The 19964-nt window shown below is 31.3% G+C and carries 19 protein-coding genes; 13 read left to right on the forward strand and 6 right to left on the reverse strand.

Annotated features, from left to right (window positions below):
• Positions 1-362, forward strand: a 362-nt coding sequence (locus tag M2098_RS10375) for a hypothetical protein (protein WP_280685287.1), incomplete at its 5' end; no start/stop codon positions are given.
• Here M2098_RS10375 and M2098_RS10380 read toward each other — a convergent pair.
• From M2098_RS10380 to M2098_RS10395, 4 genes are all read right to left on the reverse strand, one after another.
• Positions 304-630 carry a transposase gene (locus M2098_RS10380; RefSeq protein WP_280684257.1) on the reverse strand — a complete coding sequence of 109 codons (327 nt, stop codon included), beginning with the start codon at positions 628-630 and terminating at the stop codon, positions 304-306. The two genes, M2098_RS10375 and M2098_RS10380, sit on opposite strands and share 59 nt — an antisense overlap.
• A 733-nt stretch (positions 631-1363) precedes the next feature.
• Positions 1364-2032 (reverse strand): SdpI family protein, encoded by a 669-nt coding sequence (locus M2098_RS10385; RefSeq protein WP_280684255.1) that lies wholly within the window; start codon positions 2030-2032, stop codon positions 1364-1366.
• On the reverse strand, positions 2029-2301 hold the full coding sequence (locus tag M2098_RS10390; protein ID WP_280684253.1) for an autorepressor SdpR family transcription factor: 273 nt from the start codon (positions 2299-2301) through the stop codon (positions 2029-2031). The genes M2098_RS10385 and M2098_RS10390 overlap by 4 nt, the downstream gene beginning before the upstream one ends.
• A gap of 102 nt (positions 2302-2403) precedes the next feature.
• On the reverse strand, positions 2404-3258 hold the full coding sequence (locus tag M2098_RS10395; protein WP_280684251.1) for an HAD family hydrolase: 855 nt from the start codon (positions 3256-3258) through the stop codon (positions 2404-2406).
• A 212-nt stretch (positions 3259-3470) separates the two neighbouring features.
• On the opposite strand from M2098_RS10395, the gene M2098_RS10400 reads away from it, so the two are divergent.
• Positions 3471-4178, forward strand: coding sequence for an alpha/beta hydrolase-fold protein (locus M2098_RS10400; RefSeq protein WP_280684249.1), 708 nt, complete (start codon positions 3471-3473; stop codon positions 4176-4178).
• Between the two features lie 110 nt (positions 4179-4288).
• On the opposite strand, the gene tnpA is transcribed toward M2098_RS10400, so the two are convergent.
• Complete coding sequence (gene tnpA, locus M2098_RS10405; protein ID WP_280684247.1) at positions 4289-4744, reverse strand: IS200/IS605 family transposase; 456 nt, start codon at positions 4742-4744, stop codon at positions 4289-4291.
• Positions 4745-4906: 162 nt separating this feature from the next.
• The gene (locus M2098_RS10410) at positions 4907-6016 is read right to left on the reverse strand and encodes a metallophosphoesterase (protein WP_280684245.1); all 1110 of its coding nucleotides are present in this window, start codon (positions 6014-6016) and stop codon (positions 4907-4909) included.
• Positions 6017-6107: 91 nt separating this feature from the next.
• On the opposite strand from M2098_RS10410, the gene M2098_RS10415 reads away from it, so the two are divergent.
• From M2098_RS10415 to M2098_RS10465, 11 genes are all read left to right on the forward strand, one after another.
• Positions 6108-6500 carry a (deoxy)nucleoside triphosphate pyrophosphohydrolase gene (locus M2098_RS10415; RefSeq protein ID WP_280684243.1) on the forward strand — a complete coding sequence of 131 codons (393 nt, stop codon included), beginning with the start codon at positions 6108-6110 and terminating at the stop codon, positions 6498-6500.
• A complete protein-coding gene (locus M2098_RS10420) occupies positions 6497-7750 on the forward strand; it encodes a DUF3578 domain-containing protein (RefSeq protein WP_280684241.1) in 1254 nt (417 codons plus the stop codon). The genes M2098_RS10415 and M2098_RS10420 overlap by 4 nt, the downstream gene beginning before the upstream one ends.
• 69 nt (positions 7751-7819) lie before the next feature.
• Complete coding sequence (gene guaA / locus M2098_RS10425; protein ID WP_280684239.1) at positions 7820-9361, forward strand: glutamine-hydrolyzing GMP synthase; 1542 nt, start codon at positions 7820-7822, stop codon at positions 9359-9361.
• Between the two features lie 135 nt (positions 9362-9496).
• Entirely contained in the window at positions 9497-11656 is a 2160-nt protein-coding gene (locus M2098_RS10430; protein WP_280684237.1) for a DEAD/DEAH box helicase family protein, read from the forward strand.
• Complete coding sequence (locus M2098_RS10435) at positions 11649-11828, forward strand: hypothetical protein (RefSeq protein WP_280684235.1); 180 nt, start codon at positions 11649-11651, stop codon at positions 11826-11828. Before M2098_RS10430 ends, M2098_RS10435 begins: the two co-directional genes overlap by 8 nt.
• Positions 11825-13798, forward strand: coding sequence for an AAA family ATPase (locus tag M2098_RS10440; RefSeq protein ID WP_280684233.1), 1974 nt, complete (start codon positions 11825-11827; stop codon positions 13796-13798). Before M2098_RS10435 ends, M2098_RS10440 begins: the two co-directional genes overlap by 4 nt.
• A 4-nt stretch (positions 13799-13802) precedes the next feature.
• On the forward strand, positions 13803-14297 hold the full coding sequence (locus tag M2098_RS10445; protein WP_280684231.1) for a hypothetical protein: 495 nt from the start codon (positions 13803-13805) through the stop codon (positions 14295-14297).
• A 152-nt stretch (positions 14298-14449) separates the two neighbouring features.
• Entirely contained in the window at positions 14450-16027 is a 1578-nt protein-coding gene (dndC, locus tag M2098_RS10450) for a DNA phosphorothioation system sulfurtransferase DndC (RefSeq protein ID WP_280684229.1), read from the forward strand.
• A 15-nt stretch (positions 16028-16042) separates the two neighbouring features.
• Entirely contained in the window at positions 16043-17962 is a 1920-nt protein-coding gene (gene dndD / locus M2098_RS10455) for a DNA sulfur modification protein DndD (RefSeq protein ID WP_280684227.1), read from the forward strand.
• Positions 17959-18336 carry a DndE family protein gene (locus M2098_RS10460; RefSeq protein WP_280684225.1) on the forward strand — a complete coding sequence of 126 codons (378 nt, stop codon included), beginning with the start codon at positions 17959-17961 and terminating at the stop codon, positions 18334-18336. Before dndD ends, M2098_RS10460 begins: the two co-directional genes overlap by 4 nt.
• Position 18337: 1 nt before the next feature.
• Positions 18338-19444, forward strand: coding sequence for a cysteine desulfurase family protein (locus tag M2098_RS10465; RefSeq protein ID WP_280684223.1), 1107 nt, complete (start codon positions 18338-18340; stop codon positions 19442-19444).
• Positions 19445-19964 lie beyond the last annotated feature (520 nt).

Consider the following 19964-nt stretch of genomic DNA (forward strand, 5'->3'; position numbering starts at 1 on the left):
TTTCGATTTTTTGTCAACACATTGAGCAAATAAAAAAGAAGGGTCAGATATTTCCAACTCTTCTATGTTTTACAATCCTTAACTTAATGACATTGTATGTAGGATATCTTTTAGATTCAAACATAATTATAGGAATTATTAGAGATAAAGAAGAAGTTTTGAATATTGTAAAAACACTTGATAAATCAAAGTCATTATTTGTATGTTCGACTACGATTGAAGAGGTTCAAAATTATTCTGACTTGCATAATATCAATCCGCATTTATATAACCGTATTTCTATAATTGAAACAATACGTGCTATTACATTAAGTAATTCTTCACAACGTGAAATGAGTCAACGCAAACAGATGCTTCTTTAAAGAATATACCAGCTAAATCACGATAGTTCTTATACATATCGATAATTACGTAATCAACGTTATTACGTTCCTCTCTTGGGATTGAATAGAAATAACTGTTTATAAATTGAGTATGTCTAGACTCCAAAATATCTAAGATGATTTTCTTTTCAAAGTCCATGATCATAAAGGCATATTTGTATTTAGAGTGGCGATTGAAATAGAACTCATCTAAACAAATAATTCTACTTAATTTCTTACGTGGTATTTTAACGTAACTATCAAACACGTCAATGACTTTTGATACAGATATATGATATCTTCTGGCAACATCAGAAAATGTTGCATTATATGGTCGCAAATCGTTTAATATGTTTATAATTGAATAGGAAGATATTTTTGTTTGGTCCTTCAAAGTAAATGGGTTACTTTCAGTGAAGGAAGCACGGCAATGCTTGCATAAATATCTTCTACAATTATAAAAAATTGTCGTTTCTCGATTCAGCAAAAATGAATGGGAAATTTTTCTTTTGGTGTAACCTTTGACATATATTGTTTCTTTATCACATTAAGTTGAAATCCTCTAACGATTTTATTTCCTCTATTTGATTGTAGGCTTCTTCAGAAAGGGCTAAAGCTTTCATTATAAATTTTTTCATTTGACTATTTCCTCCTCTTGTAAATGAAAATAACTGAGGCCAATAAAATCATAATAAAAAAATGGAGTAATAAATACCCCATAAATATTTTAAAGCGGACTATTTATTACCCCATGATTTATTTAAAGCCGAATTCACCCCACGATTTTTGAATATACCCTTTTCTTTTACTATAAAGGGTTTAAATTATCTTTTGCCAGCAGCACTTTGAAAACCACTCAAGAATGCAAGAACTAATGCGATTGGAAGAAAACAAAGCCAAAGAATCATTTTGATTAATTTCATATGCAATAACTCCTTTCGTTGTTGTTTCTATATACATATTGTATCAAGTACCCCGGCACAAAAAAACGCCATGTGGCGTTAATTGTTTGATTCAATTTTGTATTGTTTGTATGAATAGATGGAAGGTATTAATACATCTGCAAAAATAATAATCAACATGATGATAATAAACACCGATACATCTGAATCAAGGAAGATTGAGATAATTCCTAGGATGACAATGAATAGTCCAGAGATTACCCAAATAGGTCCAGCAAACCGATGTGTTTTCTCCCAGTTTACTGTTGAAGCAAGTGTCCAAGGAAGTTTAATACCTAACCAGTAATTGTGTCTTACTTTAGGTAAGTAGTTTCCAATCACCATAAATAGTAAACCAATAAAAATAAATACAATAGTTGAAATGATCTGTGGCTTTGAGTAAATACTTAAAATACTAGCACCAACAATGATGGTTGTTAGTACTGGCATAAAGTAATAGAACATAAGATTAGCTAGTTTGCTGTTTTTTGTTCCATGTTTATCAGGTAAAATTCGTTGTATAAATAGTAAAACTAAATGGAAAGCAAGCATCCCAAATACTTCAATATAGATAAAAGATTTATCCATCCAACCATCTACTTCGCCATTTACATCCCAGTGTCTAGGAATACTAGCTGGTAGGTTATTGTATGTGAATAATATAATCGTTAGTGGAATTACATATAATAGTAAGCCAATTATACATGACTTTTTATTAAAGGTTTTCATTTGTCTTGTCCTTTCATAAATTGGGTTACCCATAAGGATAACTCTTCAAATACAGATGTATTTAAACCATAATAGATAAAGTTTTTTTCTTTTTGCTCATATACCAAATCCGCTTTCTTTAGAATGGAAAGGTGATGTGATATTGTGGCTTTGGAAACATTGAACTGATCAGAGATCTCTCCAGCTGAAACTTCACCATTTTTTAGGTAGGTGAGTATATCACGGCGAATTGGATCAGATAATGCTTTAAATGTTTCGTGAAATCCCATAAGTATCCTTTCTTTATTTAGATAAATATCTAAATAGATAATAGTTCAAATTGTAGTGAAATGCAAGAAAAAGAAGCACAGTAATTTGTGCTTCCAAGTTATCTATAGAATGGTTTTTATTGCTTTATAGATTCCATCATTATCATTGGTATCTGTAATGTATTTAGCAAGTTCCAAGATCGGTTTATCTGCATTTGCCATTGCAATGGTATTTGTGAAAGTTTCAAACATTTCATAGTCATTCATACTATCACCAAACACATACACATCATCTTTAGAGATTTGTAGACTATTTGCATATTCAAGTAGTAAAGTTGCTTTGTTAGCATCTTTTGAAGTAATTTCCATAAATGCTTCATATGATGAATGTACAGCAAGTTCAGGTAAATTATCAATACGTAATCGACCTTCTACACGTTTTTCAGCATCAAAGTTACGTGCATCGATTTTTAGGATTTTCGCACCTGTTTCCATAAATTCATCAATACTTGTTACTTCATGTGTATTAGCTAAGAAGATGTCTTTTTTCATTAGTGGGGAATCTTTCACATCATCGAAATCATCACCGCGATTTTGTTTCACAATTTTTATGTGATTATCAAAGAATGTATCAATATCCTCAAATATATATTTACCTTTCGTTGTGTGTACAGTAAATAGAAAGTCATAGGCAATTAGAATTTCGAGTATTGCACGTGCGGTTTGATCACTCATACTACTTTCTTTTTGAATGGTTCCATCTTTAGTGATAAGTTGGTGTCCATTGTTTAATAGTAGATCACAATCAAGTTGATATAAATCTACAATTGGCTTAACTAAATCATAGTTGCGACCTGTAACTATACACATACGATTTCCTTGTTTAAGAAATGCACGAATGACTTCCAAAGAAGAATCGGCAATTCTTTGCTTACTTGTTAGTAATGTACCATCTAAATCAAATGCTAATAATTTCATATACTATCATTAAACTTAGCATAAACTAAGTTTATCTCCTTTCACTTTAAAATGATTTGTCCACTTGGTATGCTACCACATATGACGTTGGTTATCTAGTTAATATCTCTACAAAATATCGGATTTATCATTGATAAGGCTTTCATTTATGTATCAAGATACATCTTTAGTGATTGAACATGATATGATAGTAGACAGAAAGGGTGGATACGATGATACAAGGACTTACAAAGAAGAAGCTAACAATACGAAATAAACAAGTGGATATCTATATATTTCGGCCTAAGGAAATACAGGAAGATAAAACATATCCAATTGTTTGGGTGCTCGATGGAGATAGTATTTTCAATAATTTAGGACAGATATTTCGTGATCCCTTATTACAAGAAATGTATGTGATTGGGATACAGCCTAGTAATCGAGATGCACAGTATACACCATGGGATGTTAGTGAATTACATGATATTTATGAAAACTTTACAGGACAGGCATCAGTATATTTAAATGAGTTGCTACAAGTACTACCACCATTTTTAAAAGAACAGCAGATTCCTAAAGGTCCTACATATCTTACAGGTTTTTCACTTGCTGGATTATTTGCGACGTATTCTTTATATCAAATAGATTACTTTGCGGGTATTGGAAGTCTATCAGGATCTTTCTGGTATCCAAATTGGTTAACATTTATTCATGAACATCAAGTACTTAATAAACAAGCGAAAGTATATTTTTCTTGTGGTACACGAGAATGGATGGAAACAAGTGGAGAAAAACTATTCACAAAAGATTTAACCCAAGCAACAATTGATACATTACCCAATAATTCAATTGAACTATACATTGATGAAGGTGGTCATACACAATATTTAATGAAACGTTGGATGAATGTACTGCAGTGGATACACAATCAAACAAAATAAATATCCACCGGCTTAGCCGGTGGTATTTTACTGTGCGGGCATAGCCCTCCTCCAACAGCCACCCCTAAAGGGGTTTTATTTCATTTGGCTTCGCCTATGCGTCTTGCACGCTACTTTCCAAACGGATCTTTCAAATTCATTGTTAATTGTTCTGCCTCACGGTCCTCTTTCAGTTGATTCTGTATATATTCTGTTATTTTCTTGGTGTTTTTCCCTACCGTATCAACGTAATATCCTCTACACCAGAAAGAGCGACCTCGATACTTGAATTTCATATTTCCCCATTTCTCATAGATTATCTGACTACTTTTTCCTTTTAAATATCCCATAAATCCAGATATGCTATATTTCGGTGGAATTTCTACTAATATATGGATGTGATCTGCACACACTTCTGCTTCAAGTATATTTACACCTTTCCATTCACAAAGATCTCTTATTATTTTTCCTATTTCTAATCTTTTACTATCGTAAAATACTTTCCTCCTGTATTTCGGTGCCCATACGATATGGTATTTGCAGCACCATTTGCTATGTGCTAAACTATGTACGTCATTGTTATTCATTGACATTTCCTCCTTGTATTTATTGTTGGATGCAGTTGCTATGCCGCACCTCAATTATACAGGAGGGTTTTTTCGTTACCACTCCGCTAAAGCCTATCGGGACCCCCAGATTATCTGGGGGTATTATTTATATAATAAAAATGAGCGCGAGCTCATTTTTGTTTATCTATCCATAATCATATTTATGATTACAATTTCTGAATCACTACCAAGTCTAGCTGGTACTCCCCAAGTTCCTGCACCACTTGATGTAATCATTTGATAAGGCTCTTTAAAGTAGCCATAAGAGTGTGGAAATTGAATTGCAACTAATAAGTTGTATGGAAATATTTGTCCGTCATGTGTATGTCCAGATAGCTGTAAATCAATATCATGGTAGTCATCAATGATTGGTTGATGATCTAAAACAATGATAGGTTTACTTTGGTCAAGCTTTTTAGCAAGTGATTTTAGAGATGGACGATCTTTATGCTTCGTGTAATCATCGCGTCCAATAAGTTGGATATCATCGGCAACTACCATAACATCATCCACAATTGGAGTAATACCTGCTGCTTCAAGTGCATCATAATAGATGTCTAGATTGCTTCGATGTTCCTCGTGGTTACCAAACACATAGTAAGAACCATAGGTTGGGGTTAGTTGTTTGAACACATCAACAGATTTCTTTAGATGATAATCATTTGTTAGTTCATCAAAGATATCTCCACCAAATAGTACTAAATCTGGTTCTGCGTTATTCACATCATCCACAATTTTCTTTAATTTTTTAATGTCTACTGAGTTTCCTAAATGTAAGTCACTAATGTATGCAATGCGAAGTTCACTATGTATACTTTCTTTTTGCACATGAACATAATAGCTTTGTGTAGTTATGACTCGAGCGTGAATCGTTGAATACGTTCCAATAATAATAGAGAATACCATTAATAGCATAATAATATCTCTTCTAGGAACATACCATTTACGAATCATTCGTTTTTGTATAATGTTGTAAATTGATACAAATGCGAAAAAGATAAATGATAAAATAATAAACATAAAGAATACACTTGTACTCCAAAGAATAAATAACACTGGCCATCCATGTGTCGTTAGTCTAGGAACTAAGAAGAAACGCAAAATAAACATAAACTGGAAAAAATACAAAAATGTATATAATCCTCTTTTTACTTTCTTGTTTTTAATACGTAAAATCTCAATGTATTTAAATGCTGTGTACCCTGTAACAATAATAAGAAACACAAGTAATAATAATTTAAATATACTCACCATGCCTATATTTTAGCATGGATTTTATTAAAAATGATGATAAATACATCATCTTGATACATGATGCACTTAAAAATGATATACTTTTTGTATGAAAAAAATGATTAAAGTAGTCGCTGCAATTATTTGTGATGGCGATAAAATACTGATAGCACAAAGAAGTAAAGGTGAATTAGCTGGGAAGTGGGAATTTCCAGGCGGAAAAGTAGAACAAGGTGAAGATAATCACACTGCATTAGTTCGTGAAATCAAAGAAGAACTAGATATGAGTATTGAAATCAAACGTTTATATACAAATGTTGTATATGAATATGAGAGTTTCATTTTGGATATGGATTGTTATATTTGTACAAGTAATACCAAAGAGTTTACACTGCTTGAACACCAGAATGTATGTTGGATCGATATCAAGCAAATTGATACTATGGACTTTGCACCTGCTGACATATCTATAATAAATCAAATGAAAGTGGAGGGAATATGAGAGAGTTACTTGAATATGTATTGTTGAATTATAAAGAAGAAAAACAAAAGCCATTAGCGAACTCACTGTTTGCTGCACAATTCAAAAGTCAGGCTAAGCAAGTTCTTGAAAAATCAAATCTGATTGATACCTCAAAATATAAAATTGCATTTTCAATTGGAATGGGCAATTGGGCAGATGTGCCATGGATTGCAGTAATGAATAAGAGTATTACAACAAGTGCACAAAGAGGATACTACTTTGTATATTTGTTTTCTGCAGATATGCAAGAAGTTTATCTTTCGCTTAATCAAGGATATCATTTTTACGAAAAAAATTATAAGTTAAAAGTGGCAAAAAACAAGGCAAGAACAGTCGCAAATTGGTGGAAAAATACATTGAGAACTGCTTTGAATAACTTTAGCTATGATTCAATCAATCTACATTCAAAGCAAGATAAAGCAAGAGGTTATGAAGCGGCCCATATATGTGGAAAGTGTTATAAACTAGATGAATTGCCAGATAATAAAGAATTACTGTTAGATATGCAAAATATGATTTCAGTGTATGAAGAGTTGGCGGGATACTTAGTTGAAAAAAACTTTGAAGGAAAAAATAATGAAATACTAACAGAAGTAATAATAGACGAATTAAAAACAGATGGTGATAAACTATATACTGCTCCAAAAAATGATTTAAATGCTGACGATTACAAAGATTTAGGTTGTGTTGATGAAGTCATTGCAAATGTAGCAACTGAAATGATGATGAAAAAAGGAGAATATCCAATAGAACCGCAATTCAGTAGAAAAGATAATTACAATCACCATGATGTAAAAGCAAAGAGAGACTATTTAGTCAAAGCGGATGCTGATTTGAAAATTGGAATTGCAGGTGAATTCATGGTACTAGATCTTGAAAGGAAAAGATTAGAAGACCTTGGAATAGATACATCAACCAAGCTTGAACATTCATCGATAGTTACTCATGATGGTGCTAGCTATGATATTAAATCAGTTGATGAACATGGAAATGTAAAATATATCGAAGTAAAAACCACAAGAGGAGACGTATGTACACCATTTTATATTACAGATAAAGAGTACAATTTTTTGGAACAGAATAGAGAATCATACTATTTATATCGTGTCTACAATTTCAATCCAAAAAAGAAAACAGCTGAATATATTGTGTTACACGATGAACTTCCAGAAATGTTAAATATGAAACCTATAAGTTACCAAGTAACTTTAAAGCAAAAAGATGAATAATTGAAAGTATTCGTCTTTTTCTTTACTCTAAAAAATGTTACACTAGGTGAGATAAAAAAGGAGAAAATGATGGCTGATAAAATTATTGTATTAGACTTTGGTAGTCAATATAACCAGTTGATTGCTAGACGTATTCGTGAGTTTGGAGTTTATAGTGAATTACATCCACATGATATGAGTCTAGATGAAATTAAAGCATTAGGTGATGTTAAAGGGATTATCTTTAGTGGTGGACCAAATAGTGTCTATGATGAAGATGCATTTAAAGTAGATAAAGCAATATATGAAGCAGGGATTCCAATTCTAGGGATTTGTTATGGAATGCAAATGACTCACTATATGAATGGTGGAAAAGTTAAAGCATGTGATTCAAAAGAATATGGAAGAACTGAAATCGAAATTGAGAATGATTCACCAATCTTCAAGGGATTGCCAAAAAAACAAGTTGTTTGGATGTCACATGGTGATCAAGTAAGTGAACTTGCTGATGGGTTTGTAAAAGACGCATCAAGTTCAACATGTACATTTGCAGCAACAAGCAATGTAGCTAAGAATATTTATACATTGCAATTTCATCCAGAAGTGCGTCACTCAGAATATGGAAATGATATTCTAAAAAACTTTGTCTTTGAAGTATGTCATGCAAATGCTGATTGGTCTATGCATAGTTTTGTCGACACAGAAATCGAAAAGATCCGTGAACAAGTAGGAACTGATAAAGTGTTACTTGCTCTTAGTGGTGGAGTTGATTCTTCTGTAGTTGCAGCATTATTACATAAAGCGATTGGTGATCAACTATACTGTATGTTTATTGATCATGGATTATTGCGTAAAGGTGAAGCTGAAGGCGTAATGAAGATGTTTGGAAAAGAAATGAACATCAACCTTACAAAAGTAGATGCAAGAGAACGTTTCTTAAATAAACTTGCTGGAGTTAGTGATCCAGAAGAAAAACGTAAAATCATTGGTAATGAATTCGTTTATACATTTGATGAAGAAGTAAAAAAACTTATTCAAGGAGAAGATATTAAGTGGTTAGCTCAAGGAACATTATATACAGATGTTATTGAGTCTGGTACGAAGACTGCGCAAACAATTAAATCACACCATAATGTTGGTGGATTACCTGAAGATATGCAGTTCAAATTAATTGAGCCTTTAAATACATTATTTAAGGATGAAGTTCGTGCATTAGGTACAGAACTTGGACTTCCTGAATCAATGGTGTGGCGTCAACCATTCCCAGGACCAGGATTAGGTATTCGTGTTCTTGGTGAAATCACTGAAGAAAAACTAGAAATCGTACGTGATTCAGATTTTATTTTGCGTGAAGAAATTGCAAAAGCAGGATTAGATAGAGAGATTTGGCAATACTTTACAGCACTTACAAATATGCGCTCTGTTGGAGTTATGGGTGATCAAAGAACGTATGACTATGCGGTAGCTATACGTGCTGTAACATCAATTGATGGAATGACAGCTGACTGGGCACATATTCCATTTGATGTACTGTCAGTAATTTCAAGTAGAATTGTAAATGAAGTTAAGCATGTGAATAGGGTACTACTAGACATTACTAGTAAGCCTCCAGGAACGATTGAGTTTGAATAAAAGTGAATAATTTCTAAAGAAAGATTGCATGCTTTGCAAATCTTTCTTTTTTAAATTGTGAACATGTCCTTTTGACTAATTGTTAAAAAATTGACAGAATGATATACTAATAATTAAGTAATACTGGGGGTATCTATGTTAAGAGATCTAAAGCTGTCTTTGACTTATAATAGCGGAACAAATAAAATACCTAGCGAATTCTATATACCTGTTTTAAGAGAAGCTACACAATATGATAGAGCAGTAGGTTATTTTACTATTAGTTCATTAGTAAGTGTGTTGCCAGGGATTGAGCAGTTTGTTAGTAATGGCGGGAAAATCCGTCTTGTGGCATCACCAAAACTAAGTAAAGATGATATAGCAATTATTCAGACATCTTATAAAATGAAAAATGTAATAATAAATAAAGCTTTACAAAGAGAAATTGAAGAAAACGACCTTTATAAAAGTAAGGAGTTCAAATTATTTAGTGAGCTAGTTTATAAAGATGTAATAAGTATAAAAATTGCATCAATGAAGAATTTTGGAGATTATCATGAAAAAATTGGTATTATTTCAGATGAGTTAAATAGTTTAGCTTTTATTGGATCTGCAAATGAAACAAATAATGCAATGTTGCATAATTTTGAATCTTTTGAAGTATTTTGTGATTGGGAAAATGAACGTGATGAGGCTCGAATCAAAGAAAAGAAGAAGCATTTCGATGCATTATGGAATAACGAGATAGATATTTTAGATGTAATGGATATACCAGAAGCTGTCAGAACTAACATCTTAAAAGCTTATGAACCTAGTGAATACTACACAAATGTTCAACGTAAAAATGAAGAAGATGAATCAATATATGTAAGTGAAGAAGTAGAAAACAAAGATGAATTGAACGTAATAGAGTTACGTGACTATCAAAAGGATGCTGTGAATAAATGGCATGAAAATAATAACTTCGGATTATTAACTATGGCAACTGGAACTGGAAAAACATGGACAGCCATAAGATGTATGGAGGATATATCGAGTGACGCACAAAATCATCCAATTTTGAATGTCGTTGTATGTCCGTATCAACATTTAGTTGAACAATGGTATGAAGATTTATCAAAAAAGAGTTCGAGAGTAATAAGATGTTATTCTAAATATGCAAGTTGGGATAAAGATGTGCGTAGTGCAATTGATTTACTGAATAGAAACCGGTCATTGAATGTGCTTACTTTGATTGTGACAAACTCATCATTCGTTACAAGCAAGATGCAAACTGTATTGGATAGAGTTAATGCAAATATATTATTAGTTGTAGATGAGGTTCACAATGCTGGAAGTAACCAGATGGAGAGTATGCTTAATAAGAATGAAGGAAAATTTACATATAGACTTGGATTGTCTGCTACTCCAACTAGAAAAGGTGATGACGAGTCAACTAGTTTTATATTCGATTTTTTTCATGGTGAAGTATTTAATTATGGATTGAAGGAAGCAATTGAAGGGGGACATCTTTGTCCGTATTATTATCATCAAATTCCTATTCAATTAACAGAAAGAGAATATGAAAAATATGTAGAATTAACTAAGCAGATTGTAAAACATATTCGAGAGAACAAGTATGGAAAAAAATATTTGGATGATGCTGGTCAAGCTTATGCCAGAGAAAGAGCAAGATGTGTTGCAGGAGCAATAAATAAATTATCTGCACTAGAGAACATAATGAAAGATTTTTCAGAGGAGTATTATAATTTAATTTATTGCGGTGCTACTCGAATAATAAATGATAATGATCTAGAGATACATGATCAAGATGAAGAAAGAGAAAGTAAACGTCAGATTGAAAAAGTTTGTCAATTACTTGGACGCGAACTGGAGATGAATATTCAGAAATTTACAGCAGAAGAAGACAGTGAGGACAGAAATAGAATTATTAGAAACTTCAAAACAAAAAGAACGCAAGCAATTGTTGCGATAAAGTGTTTGGATGAAGGAGTGAATATTCCTGCAATAGAAAGAGCATTCATATTAGCAAGTTCAAAAAATCCAAAAGAGTATATTCAAAGAAGAGGACGTGTATTAAGAAAAAGTGATGAAACAGGTAAGAAATTTGCCACAATATATGATTTCGTCACATACCCACCAAATGGATTAAACAATGATGGAATTGGTAAATCGCTTGTAGTTGCTGAACTAGATAGAGTAACTGAGTTCGCTGAGTTATCTATTAATCGTTCAGAAAACATGGCAATTATTAATGAAATCAAAGTTGATTATGATATTGTAGATAACGAAATAGAGGAGGATTATTTTGAGTAATTATGATGTAACTCGCTTAAAAGGAAAGGCGAAGGAAATAGCAGACTTGCTTATTGACTATGAATCTGAAAATATTAATGCACCAACTCGAAAAGAAAGTGCTGCAAGATATATTAAAAGACAAATTGATCAGGCTATAGCGGATGTAGAAAAAAGTGAGGAAGAAAAATGAGGTTTATATCGATTAAATTAAATAATTTCCGTCAATATAAAGACGTTTTGATCAATTTCTCGGTCGATGATGAAAAGCCTATTACGCTAATTGATGGAGATAATGGTAATGGAAAAACTACATTAGTACAGGCATTTAACTGGTGCTTGTTTGGACCAACATATACGAAATTAGATAAAATTGAATTGCTGATAAATGATGAAGTTTTAGACATATTAGAAATTGGGGAAAGTGATAAAGTTTTTGTTGAACTTAAGTTCGAACATAATGATGAATTGTACAGTATTCAAAGAGAAGTAACTGCAAAAAAAGTGCATGATCATTCAGCGAGATATAGTGAAATGAATTTTGCTGCTATAAAAAAGAATTCTGATGGCATATTAATAGAAGTTAATAATGCGGAACTACAAAGAATTGTTCCAGAGAGTCTTTCAAGGTACTTCTTTTTTGATGGGGAAAGGATGGAAAAACTAAACGATACTAAAGAAGGTCAAGATGATCTATCTGAAACTATTAAAAGACGTTTGGGTATTACAGTTTTAGATAATGCGATAGATGACGCAAAATATGTTGAACGTGATCTGAATAAGAATATAGTAAAAGACAATCCTGAAGCATCGACTCTTTTGAACAATGTGGAAAAATTCAGAAATCTGCTTAAGAAAAAAAGAATAGAACTCAATAATTTGGAAGTAGAGAAAAAGCGTATTGAGAATAGTATAAATGAGAATTCAGTTGCATTAAAATCATTTCAACCTGTCAAAGAATTGGAAAATAAAAGATTAGAAAACGAAAGGTTGATAAATGATGCAAAGCAAAGACAAGAGAAAGCTTCAAAATTATACATTCAAAAATTTTGGAAAGAAAGCTCAAAAGTTTTTTTAGACAACTTAATGATTAACGTTTATAAAAAAATAGATAAATCTGAGTCCTTAAATAAAGGACTTAATGGAATAAATGCTGATGCGATAAATGAAATCTTGCATCGTGGAAAATGTATATGTGGGTGTGAAATTGAAGAAGGTAGTGAAGAATACAATAATTTAGTTGATTTGAAAAAATATATTCCTCCAGAAAGTTTATCAACACTTACAAAAGTGATGCGAGAAAGAGTTGATGCAAATTCTAATTCCGTCCCTGATATTGAAGAATATCTAGAGAACTCTATTGATGAATATGATGAACTTGGTACAAAATTGATTGATTTAAAATCTAAACAAGAAGAAATCCATGAGAAAATAAGACAAATCGGTCAAGATTCTGATCAAAGAATTAAAGAACTTGAGATTGAAAGAGAAACTTTAGTAAATGAAAGAGACCAAGCAGTTGAGAAGATTGGTAGTGTAAAACGAGATATCGACTTGCACAAGAAGAAAATTGATACATTGGAGCAAAATCTTAATCGTGTTTTAAAGGATGAAAAGGATAACAATATAGTAAAATTAAAATATGAGTTAGCAAGGCTTGTTACATCTGAAATTCAAAGAATAAAAGAATTTAAAATAAGTGAAGTAAGAAATAAACTAGAAGTTTATGTTTCTGAGTCTTTTTCTAGATTGCTAAATGCAGATCGAAGAATTTCGATAGATGATAAATATCGTTTAACAGTTACTAGTGAGTATGGTAATCCAGTGTTATCAGAAGGGCAAAAAATTGTCGTTTCTTTTGCGTTTGTTAGTGCGTTGATTAAATTATCAAAACAATTTGGTGATCAACGAGAGACAAAATATACGAATAGCGAATTACCATTGGTAATGGATGCACCTTTTGCTAAACTTGATGAAAGCCATAGACAGAAAGTATGTAGTGAATTACCTGAGTTTGCCAACCAAATCATTTTGCTTACAACAACAAGTCAACTTGGCGAAAACTCTTATGATATTCTTAAAACACATATAGGAAAAAGATACAGCATTGTTGATGAAGAAAATGCAAAAGCATCAATTGTTGTAGAGAAAGAATTAGGGTGATGATATGTTAGATTTTAGTTCAGACATTATTTTGAGAGGTGACCATGTCTCGATGGTAAAAAAAATACAAGAATTGTTTGAGAATCCTGATTATATTGATATTTATCTTGTTGCAGGTGCCGTTGGGGTTATAAAAAATAAGAAGTCGCAAGAAATATCAGAAATGAATATATCGCCAATAACAATTCCGCGGAATGTTTTAACGAATTCACAAAGAAATAAGTATATAGAATTGATTTTTGGTGCAGTTGCATTGAATGAGTATTTATATGATGACGAAGATCGTGCTATTAAAGTTGCATTTGAAGAGTCAAGTGAAACTGACAATAAGAAGATGGAAAGAAAGGTATTATTTCATCAATACGCCTTAGGAGGTCTTGAATACTTATACAGAGAACTCATTGAAAAATATGAGGATTCAGATAGTGCTCCAATCATTATCATCAGTGAATTTTTTGATAAAATGCGAGAATTATCGAGTACAGTCAAATATATATAATTAAAGAAAAACTATGATTACAATCATGATCATGTTAAAATGAATAGAAGAAAATGCTTATTCCTGATATAGATATATCAAGTATTAAGCTTTTTCATTTTGCAATTTTTTTATTTACGCCGGATACGCGATCAGAGAAAAGAGGTCTAAAAATGAGCTATTTAAGTCGGTTTGATGAACATGATAAATTAGTTGATGAAAGAAAAGCTGTCATAAAAAATATATATTTAACAAATGAAAAGCCATGGGTTTTAGGATACAGTGGTGGAAAAGACTCTACAGCAACAATGCAGATTATAATTGAATCACTTCAAGAAATTCCTGTTGAGCAAAGGACTAATCATATTTATATTATTTCATCAGATACATTGGTAGAAACACCACTGATAATTAGCAAAATTACTGAAACGTTAAATAAAGTTCAGAAATTTGCAGAAGATATTGAATTACCTATTTCTACACATAGGGTTTATCCGTCAATTAATAATACTTTTTGGGTGAATTTAATTGGAAAAGGATACCCTTGTCCAAATCAAAGTTTTAGATGGTGTACTGATAGATTGAAGATACAGCCATCTAATGATTTTATTCTTGAAAAAGTATCTGAACATGGAGAAGTTATTGTTGTGCTTGGTGTTCGTGAAGGTGAAAGTAATTCAAGAGATCAAGTTTTAAAAAAGAAGGAGATTGTTGAAAATGAGTTAATGCTTCACTCAAGCCTTCCTAATGCGTATGTTTTTGCACCAATAAAACCTTTTACTATTGATGACGTTTGGTCATTATTGCTAAATAAACCAGCTCCATGGGGAGATGATAATAGTGAACTTTTTAAATTATATTCAGAATCTAGCGATTCTTCAGAATGTCCATTAGTTATTGATGAATCAATAAAACAAGAAGCTGGATCATGTGGGAATAGTCGTTTTGGATGTTGGGTATGTACCGTTGTACAACAAGATAAATCATTAACAGGCTTTTTAAATAGTGGGCATACATGGTTACAACCATTGCTAGATTATAGAAATTGGTTAGTTGATATTAGAGATGATAGAAGTATGAGAATGAAAATGAGAATGAATGGGCAGATATATTTCTCAAAAACTACAGTGAAAAATGGAAAAATTGAAATTTCAGCAAAAAATAATCGACAAAAGGTATCTATCGATATAAATTCAGGCAAAGATAATTTTGGAGATCATTGGAGAATATTCGATAGTAAGGAACTTGCGCTAGAATATATTAAAAATAACAATATTGATGTTACTAGTGCTTATGATCCGAAGATTATATCAAAAACCAATCAAGGATATGGGGTCTTGGGGTTGGGTACTTTCACATATCAGGCTAGATTTGAAATGCTAAATGACTTGCTAGAGATGCAAAGAAATCTAAGAATACAACGTGGAGAAGAGATAGAATTAATTAGAGATGAAGAGGTATTAGAAATTCAACGAATATGGTCGGAAAAAGGGAATTGGGAATATAGCGCTATTGATTTATATACATCAATTTACGATAGAAATCTAAATGTTAAAGATTTCAGTCGAGAAAATTATTTGACAAAATCAATGACTCATCTACTAGATGAAATTTGCCAAGAAAACGCAATGGATGCATCAATAATTAAACAATTATTACATTTAGAAAATGATTGTTATGGATTGATGAGAAGAGATAAAGTGCAAAAAGGAATTCATAAAATTCTAAGTAAAGATTATATTAATGTTTAAATATGGAGTGACTATATGAAAATAAAAAGTATAGAATTATCAAATATTGGACCGTATACAGGTTTAAATAACCGTTTTGATTTTTCTTTAGATGAGAATAAACCAATTACTTTAATTGGAGGGAAAAACGGAGCTGGTAAAACTACATTATTGAGTTCAATAAAAGTTGGACTTTTTGGTAGTTATTCGTTTGGATTATCTACTGATGGCGATGCTTATTTAAATAAGATGATGAAATTATTCAATTATAATGTTGTAAAATCGGGTAATGGTGAATTCATGATTAAGGTAACCATTAAAATGTTTGAAGATTATCGAAATCAGGAATATTCGATTAAAAAGTTATGGAAATTGAAAAATAATAAATATGTATATTCAGAAGAAGTTGTTCGTAATGGAAAAAAACTAACTCAAGAAAACGCCTATTCATTTGGGTCGAAGCTCAAGGATTTATTGCCTCCGCAAATGATTGATGCACTACTTTTTGATGGTGAAGAAGTTGCGAAAATTATTTCTGATAATAATATAGATGAATATATCAAAACAATTTTTGATACGACTCATTCGTTTAGCTTGTTTAAGAGATTGTCGAATGACCTGTCAGTATACATGAAGAAAAGTAGTGATGAAATAAAATCAAAAGAACATATTGAGCTTTTAGAGACGCAGAATATTATTAATACCGCAAAAACAAAACGGAGACAGATTCAAAGTGAAATCACATATTTAAATAATGATATTAAAGTACGTGAACAAGAATTATCAATAAAACGTGCTGAATTTGAGAAGATTGGAGGGCTTACAAATAATCAAAAAAGAAAATTGGAAGAAATAATAAAAGACCATGAGCAGAAAAGAAAGAGAAATAGTATACAGCTTAAAGACTATTTGGAAAACAAATATTTGTATAGTATAAATATAGATATTTTAAAAGAATTAAAGGATAAATTAGATCAAAATAAACCAAAAGCATATTTACATCAACTAAAAGTAATAAAAGAATACTTAGGAACTGATGAACTCGATAATACAATATCTTTGTTGGAAAGTAAAACGTTATTAAGTACGGGTTTGTTGGATGTGAGCATTGAAAGTAGACTTGTTGAGTTAATAGAGGAGATTGAAACGGTTTCGAGCAAGGAAATGTTGAATGATCAGAAAAAATTATCAAGTCTTTTTAGTAAAAATAAGGATGCAAATAAGATAATTAATAATAATGAGTTATCTGATGAAATAAATCAAGCTTATGCTGAATTGAGCAATATAAGTGTTGTAATAGATTTGCAAAAAGATAAGATTCATGAAAAATCTGCGAGTTTAGATGAAATTGAACGTAATTTAGATATTCTTTACAAGAAGTCAGACTTATTGGAAAGAAAAGTAATGAATATTACTAATGAAAAGGGTAGTTTTAAGAGTGCGTATAAAATCCAAAAAACAATTAACCTATTTTTACGTCAAGCCACACAAAAGGAACTGTTTAAAATAGAACGTGCTGTTCAAAGGAAATTTGAAGAAGTAAATAAGAAAAAAAATTATATATCAAAAGTCAGTATAGACCCAACAACATTTTCTCTTGAATTATTTGATTCTAAACAACAAAAAATTGAAATTTCATTTTTATCAGCTGGTGAAAAACAATTACTACTTGCTACGATAATATGGGTGATTTTTGATAATTCAAATAAAGATGAAATCTTTATTTTTGATACTCCTCTCGCAAGACTAGATTCAGAGAATAGAGAGCTGTATATTAAAAATATTGTTTCTACAATTTCTAATCAAATTATCATATTGTCAACTGATGAAGAATTTGTTGGATCAAATTATTCCTTAATAGAAAACTCAATTGGTAATTCATATCACCTTGATAATGATCCAGAAGCTGGAAAAACATATATTAAAGAAGGATATTTTAGTGAGGTAAATAAATGATTACAAAAATTGTTACTAGTAAATCGACCGAAAATAAAACAGTTGAACTTCAAAATATGCTCGGGTTATCAACAAAGGCAGCTGTACTACGTATTGCTCTAGCTTATAGTTTGAAATCAGGTACTAAGTTAAAGAAGGATTTTTGTTTAAGTTCGGATGGAGCAGCATATAGTACTCAAACCGTTTTTTCAGATAAATTACAAATTGTGGAGAATATGATTTTGGTTCACGAAGAAGGAGAATTGTCTGATAATGAAATTAATCTTTGTGTTAATTATTATATCGAAAATGGAATTGACAAACTCTTTGCAAAGAACGCATTATTGCATAATAAAGAGAAGTTTATTAAATATTTATTAGAAGCGAGGTTTTAGTATGTTGTATTTGGATAACGCATCAACGACAAAAATTCATATAGATGTTATTAATGAAATGAACAAATGTTTGAATACGATTTATGGGAATTCTAATTCTTTATACTATGATCAAGCACTTCAAGCCAAGTCATTAGTCGAAACTGGACGCAGCCAATGTTCAAAACTTGTATCATGTAACAAAGAGAGCTTGATTTTTACTGCTTCTGGCTCAGAGAGCAATAATATGATTATTAAAGGTCTTTTCTTTAGTTATTTTGGCAAAAAAAATAAAATAATTTCTACTCCTATTGAACACGATTCGGTATTAAAAAGTTTAGAATTTATAAAAACACTAGGTGCAGAAGTTGTATATTTGGACGTGAATAAGGATGGAACAATTAATCCAGAAGATCTGAAATCAAAAATTGATGAAAATACATTTCTAGTAACAATTATGCATGCAAATAATGAAATTGGTTCAATGAATGATATTGTGGAGATAGGAAAGATATGTAATGACAAGAATGTGTTTTTTCATTCAGACTGTACTCAATCGGTTGGTAAAGTGGACATAAATTATTCCGAAATCATTGGTTTAAGTTCAATTTCTTATTCAGCACATAAAATTCACGGACCAAAGGGGATAGGTGCTTTGGTTGTTTCAAATGAAATTAAAAGAGTTATAACTCCGCTAATTTCTGGAGGAGAACAAGAATTTGGATTGAGAGCAGGAACAACAGCGACACATCAAGTTGTAGGATTTGGTAAAGCAGCTGAAATAGCTTTAAATAATCAAAAGGTAAACATCAAACGATTATTAAGCCTAGAGAATGAATTAGTTAGTGTGTTATCTGGAGCTTTTGGTAATCGTTTTGAACTAAACAGTATATCTAAAAACAAAGTTCCTGGGATAGTTAATTTTCAGGTCAAAGGAATAAATAATCAGATTTTCCTGAAGAAAATATCTAATGACATCGCAGCGTCAGCAGGATCTGCTTGTGGGGTATCAAGACCGTCATATGTACTAAAGGCTATTGGCTACTCTGATCAGCAAATATCGAACAGTGTAAGATTTTCTTTATCCCCATACGATAATTATGAGTCGTTCAAAGTGTTTGCTGAATAGTTGTTAGTATTCATGGGATTACGTAATAATATTGTTTGTTTTGCTAAATAACTTTGCGTACGTCTTACGCTATATCGTCTAGTACGATAATGGATGACACAAGGGAATCTGTTTACAATGTTGTGATTAATCTTTCTTATTTGATACTCCAGAATAAGTAGATTTGTAATCCCACAACAGTAATTTAGATTTTTAATGAAGAGTTTTATTGATAATCTTTGTGCTGTCTTTGATATGAGCGGAATGTTCTAAAATAAGTCGTTCCGCAGTGTTTGAAATTTCAGTTATAATATATATGATTTAAACTCCTTTCACCTAGTTCTGTCGCAAACTTATACTGGTATGAAGTGTTTTTCATTTTATACTATATAAAATGAAAAAAAGGTGACATTATTGTCACCCAGGAAAAAGGGTATATTCAGAATTAGACAAACTATCATATGTCAAGTAAAGAATGATATTGGCATATAAATAGGTGATTGTCTTAGTTTAGAGGTGAATCCTCTATAAAAACTTCAAT

The sequence above is a fragment of the Breznakia sp. PFB1-19 genome (genome assembly GCF_029893935.1).
Lineage (GTDB): Bacteria > Bacillota_I > Bacilli_A > Erysipelotrichales > Erysipelotrichaceae > Breznakia > Breznakia blatticola.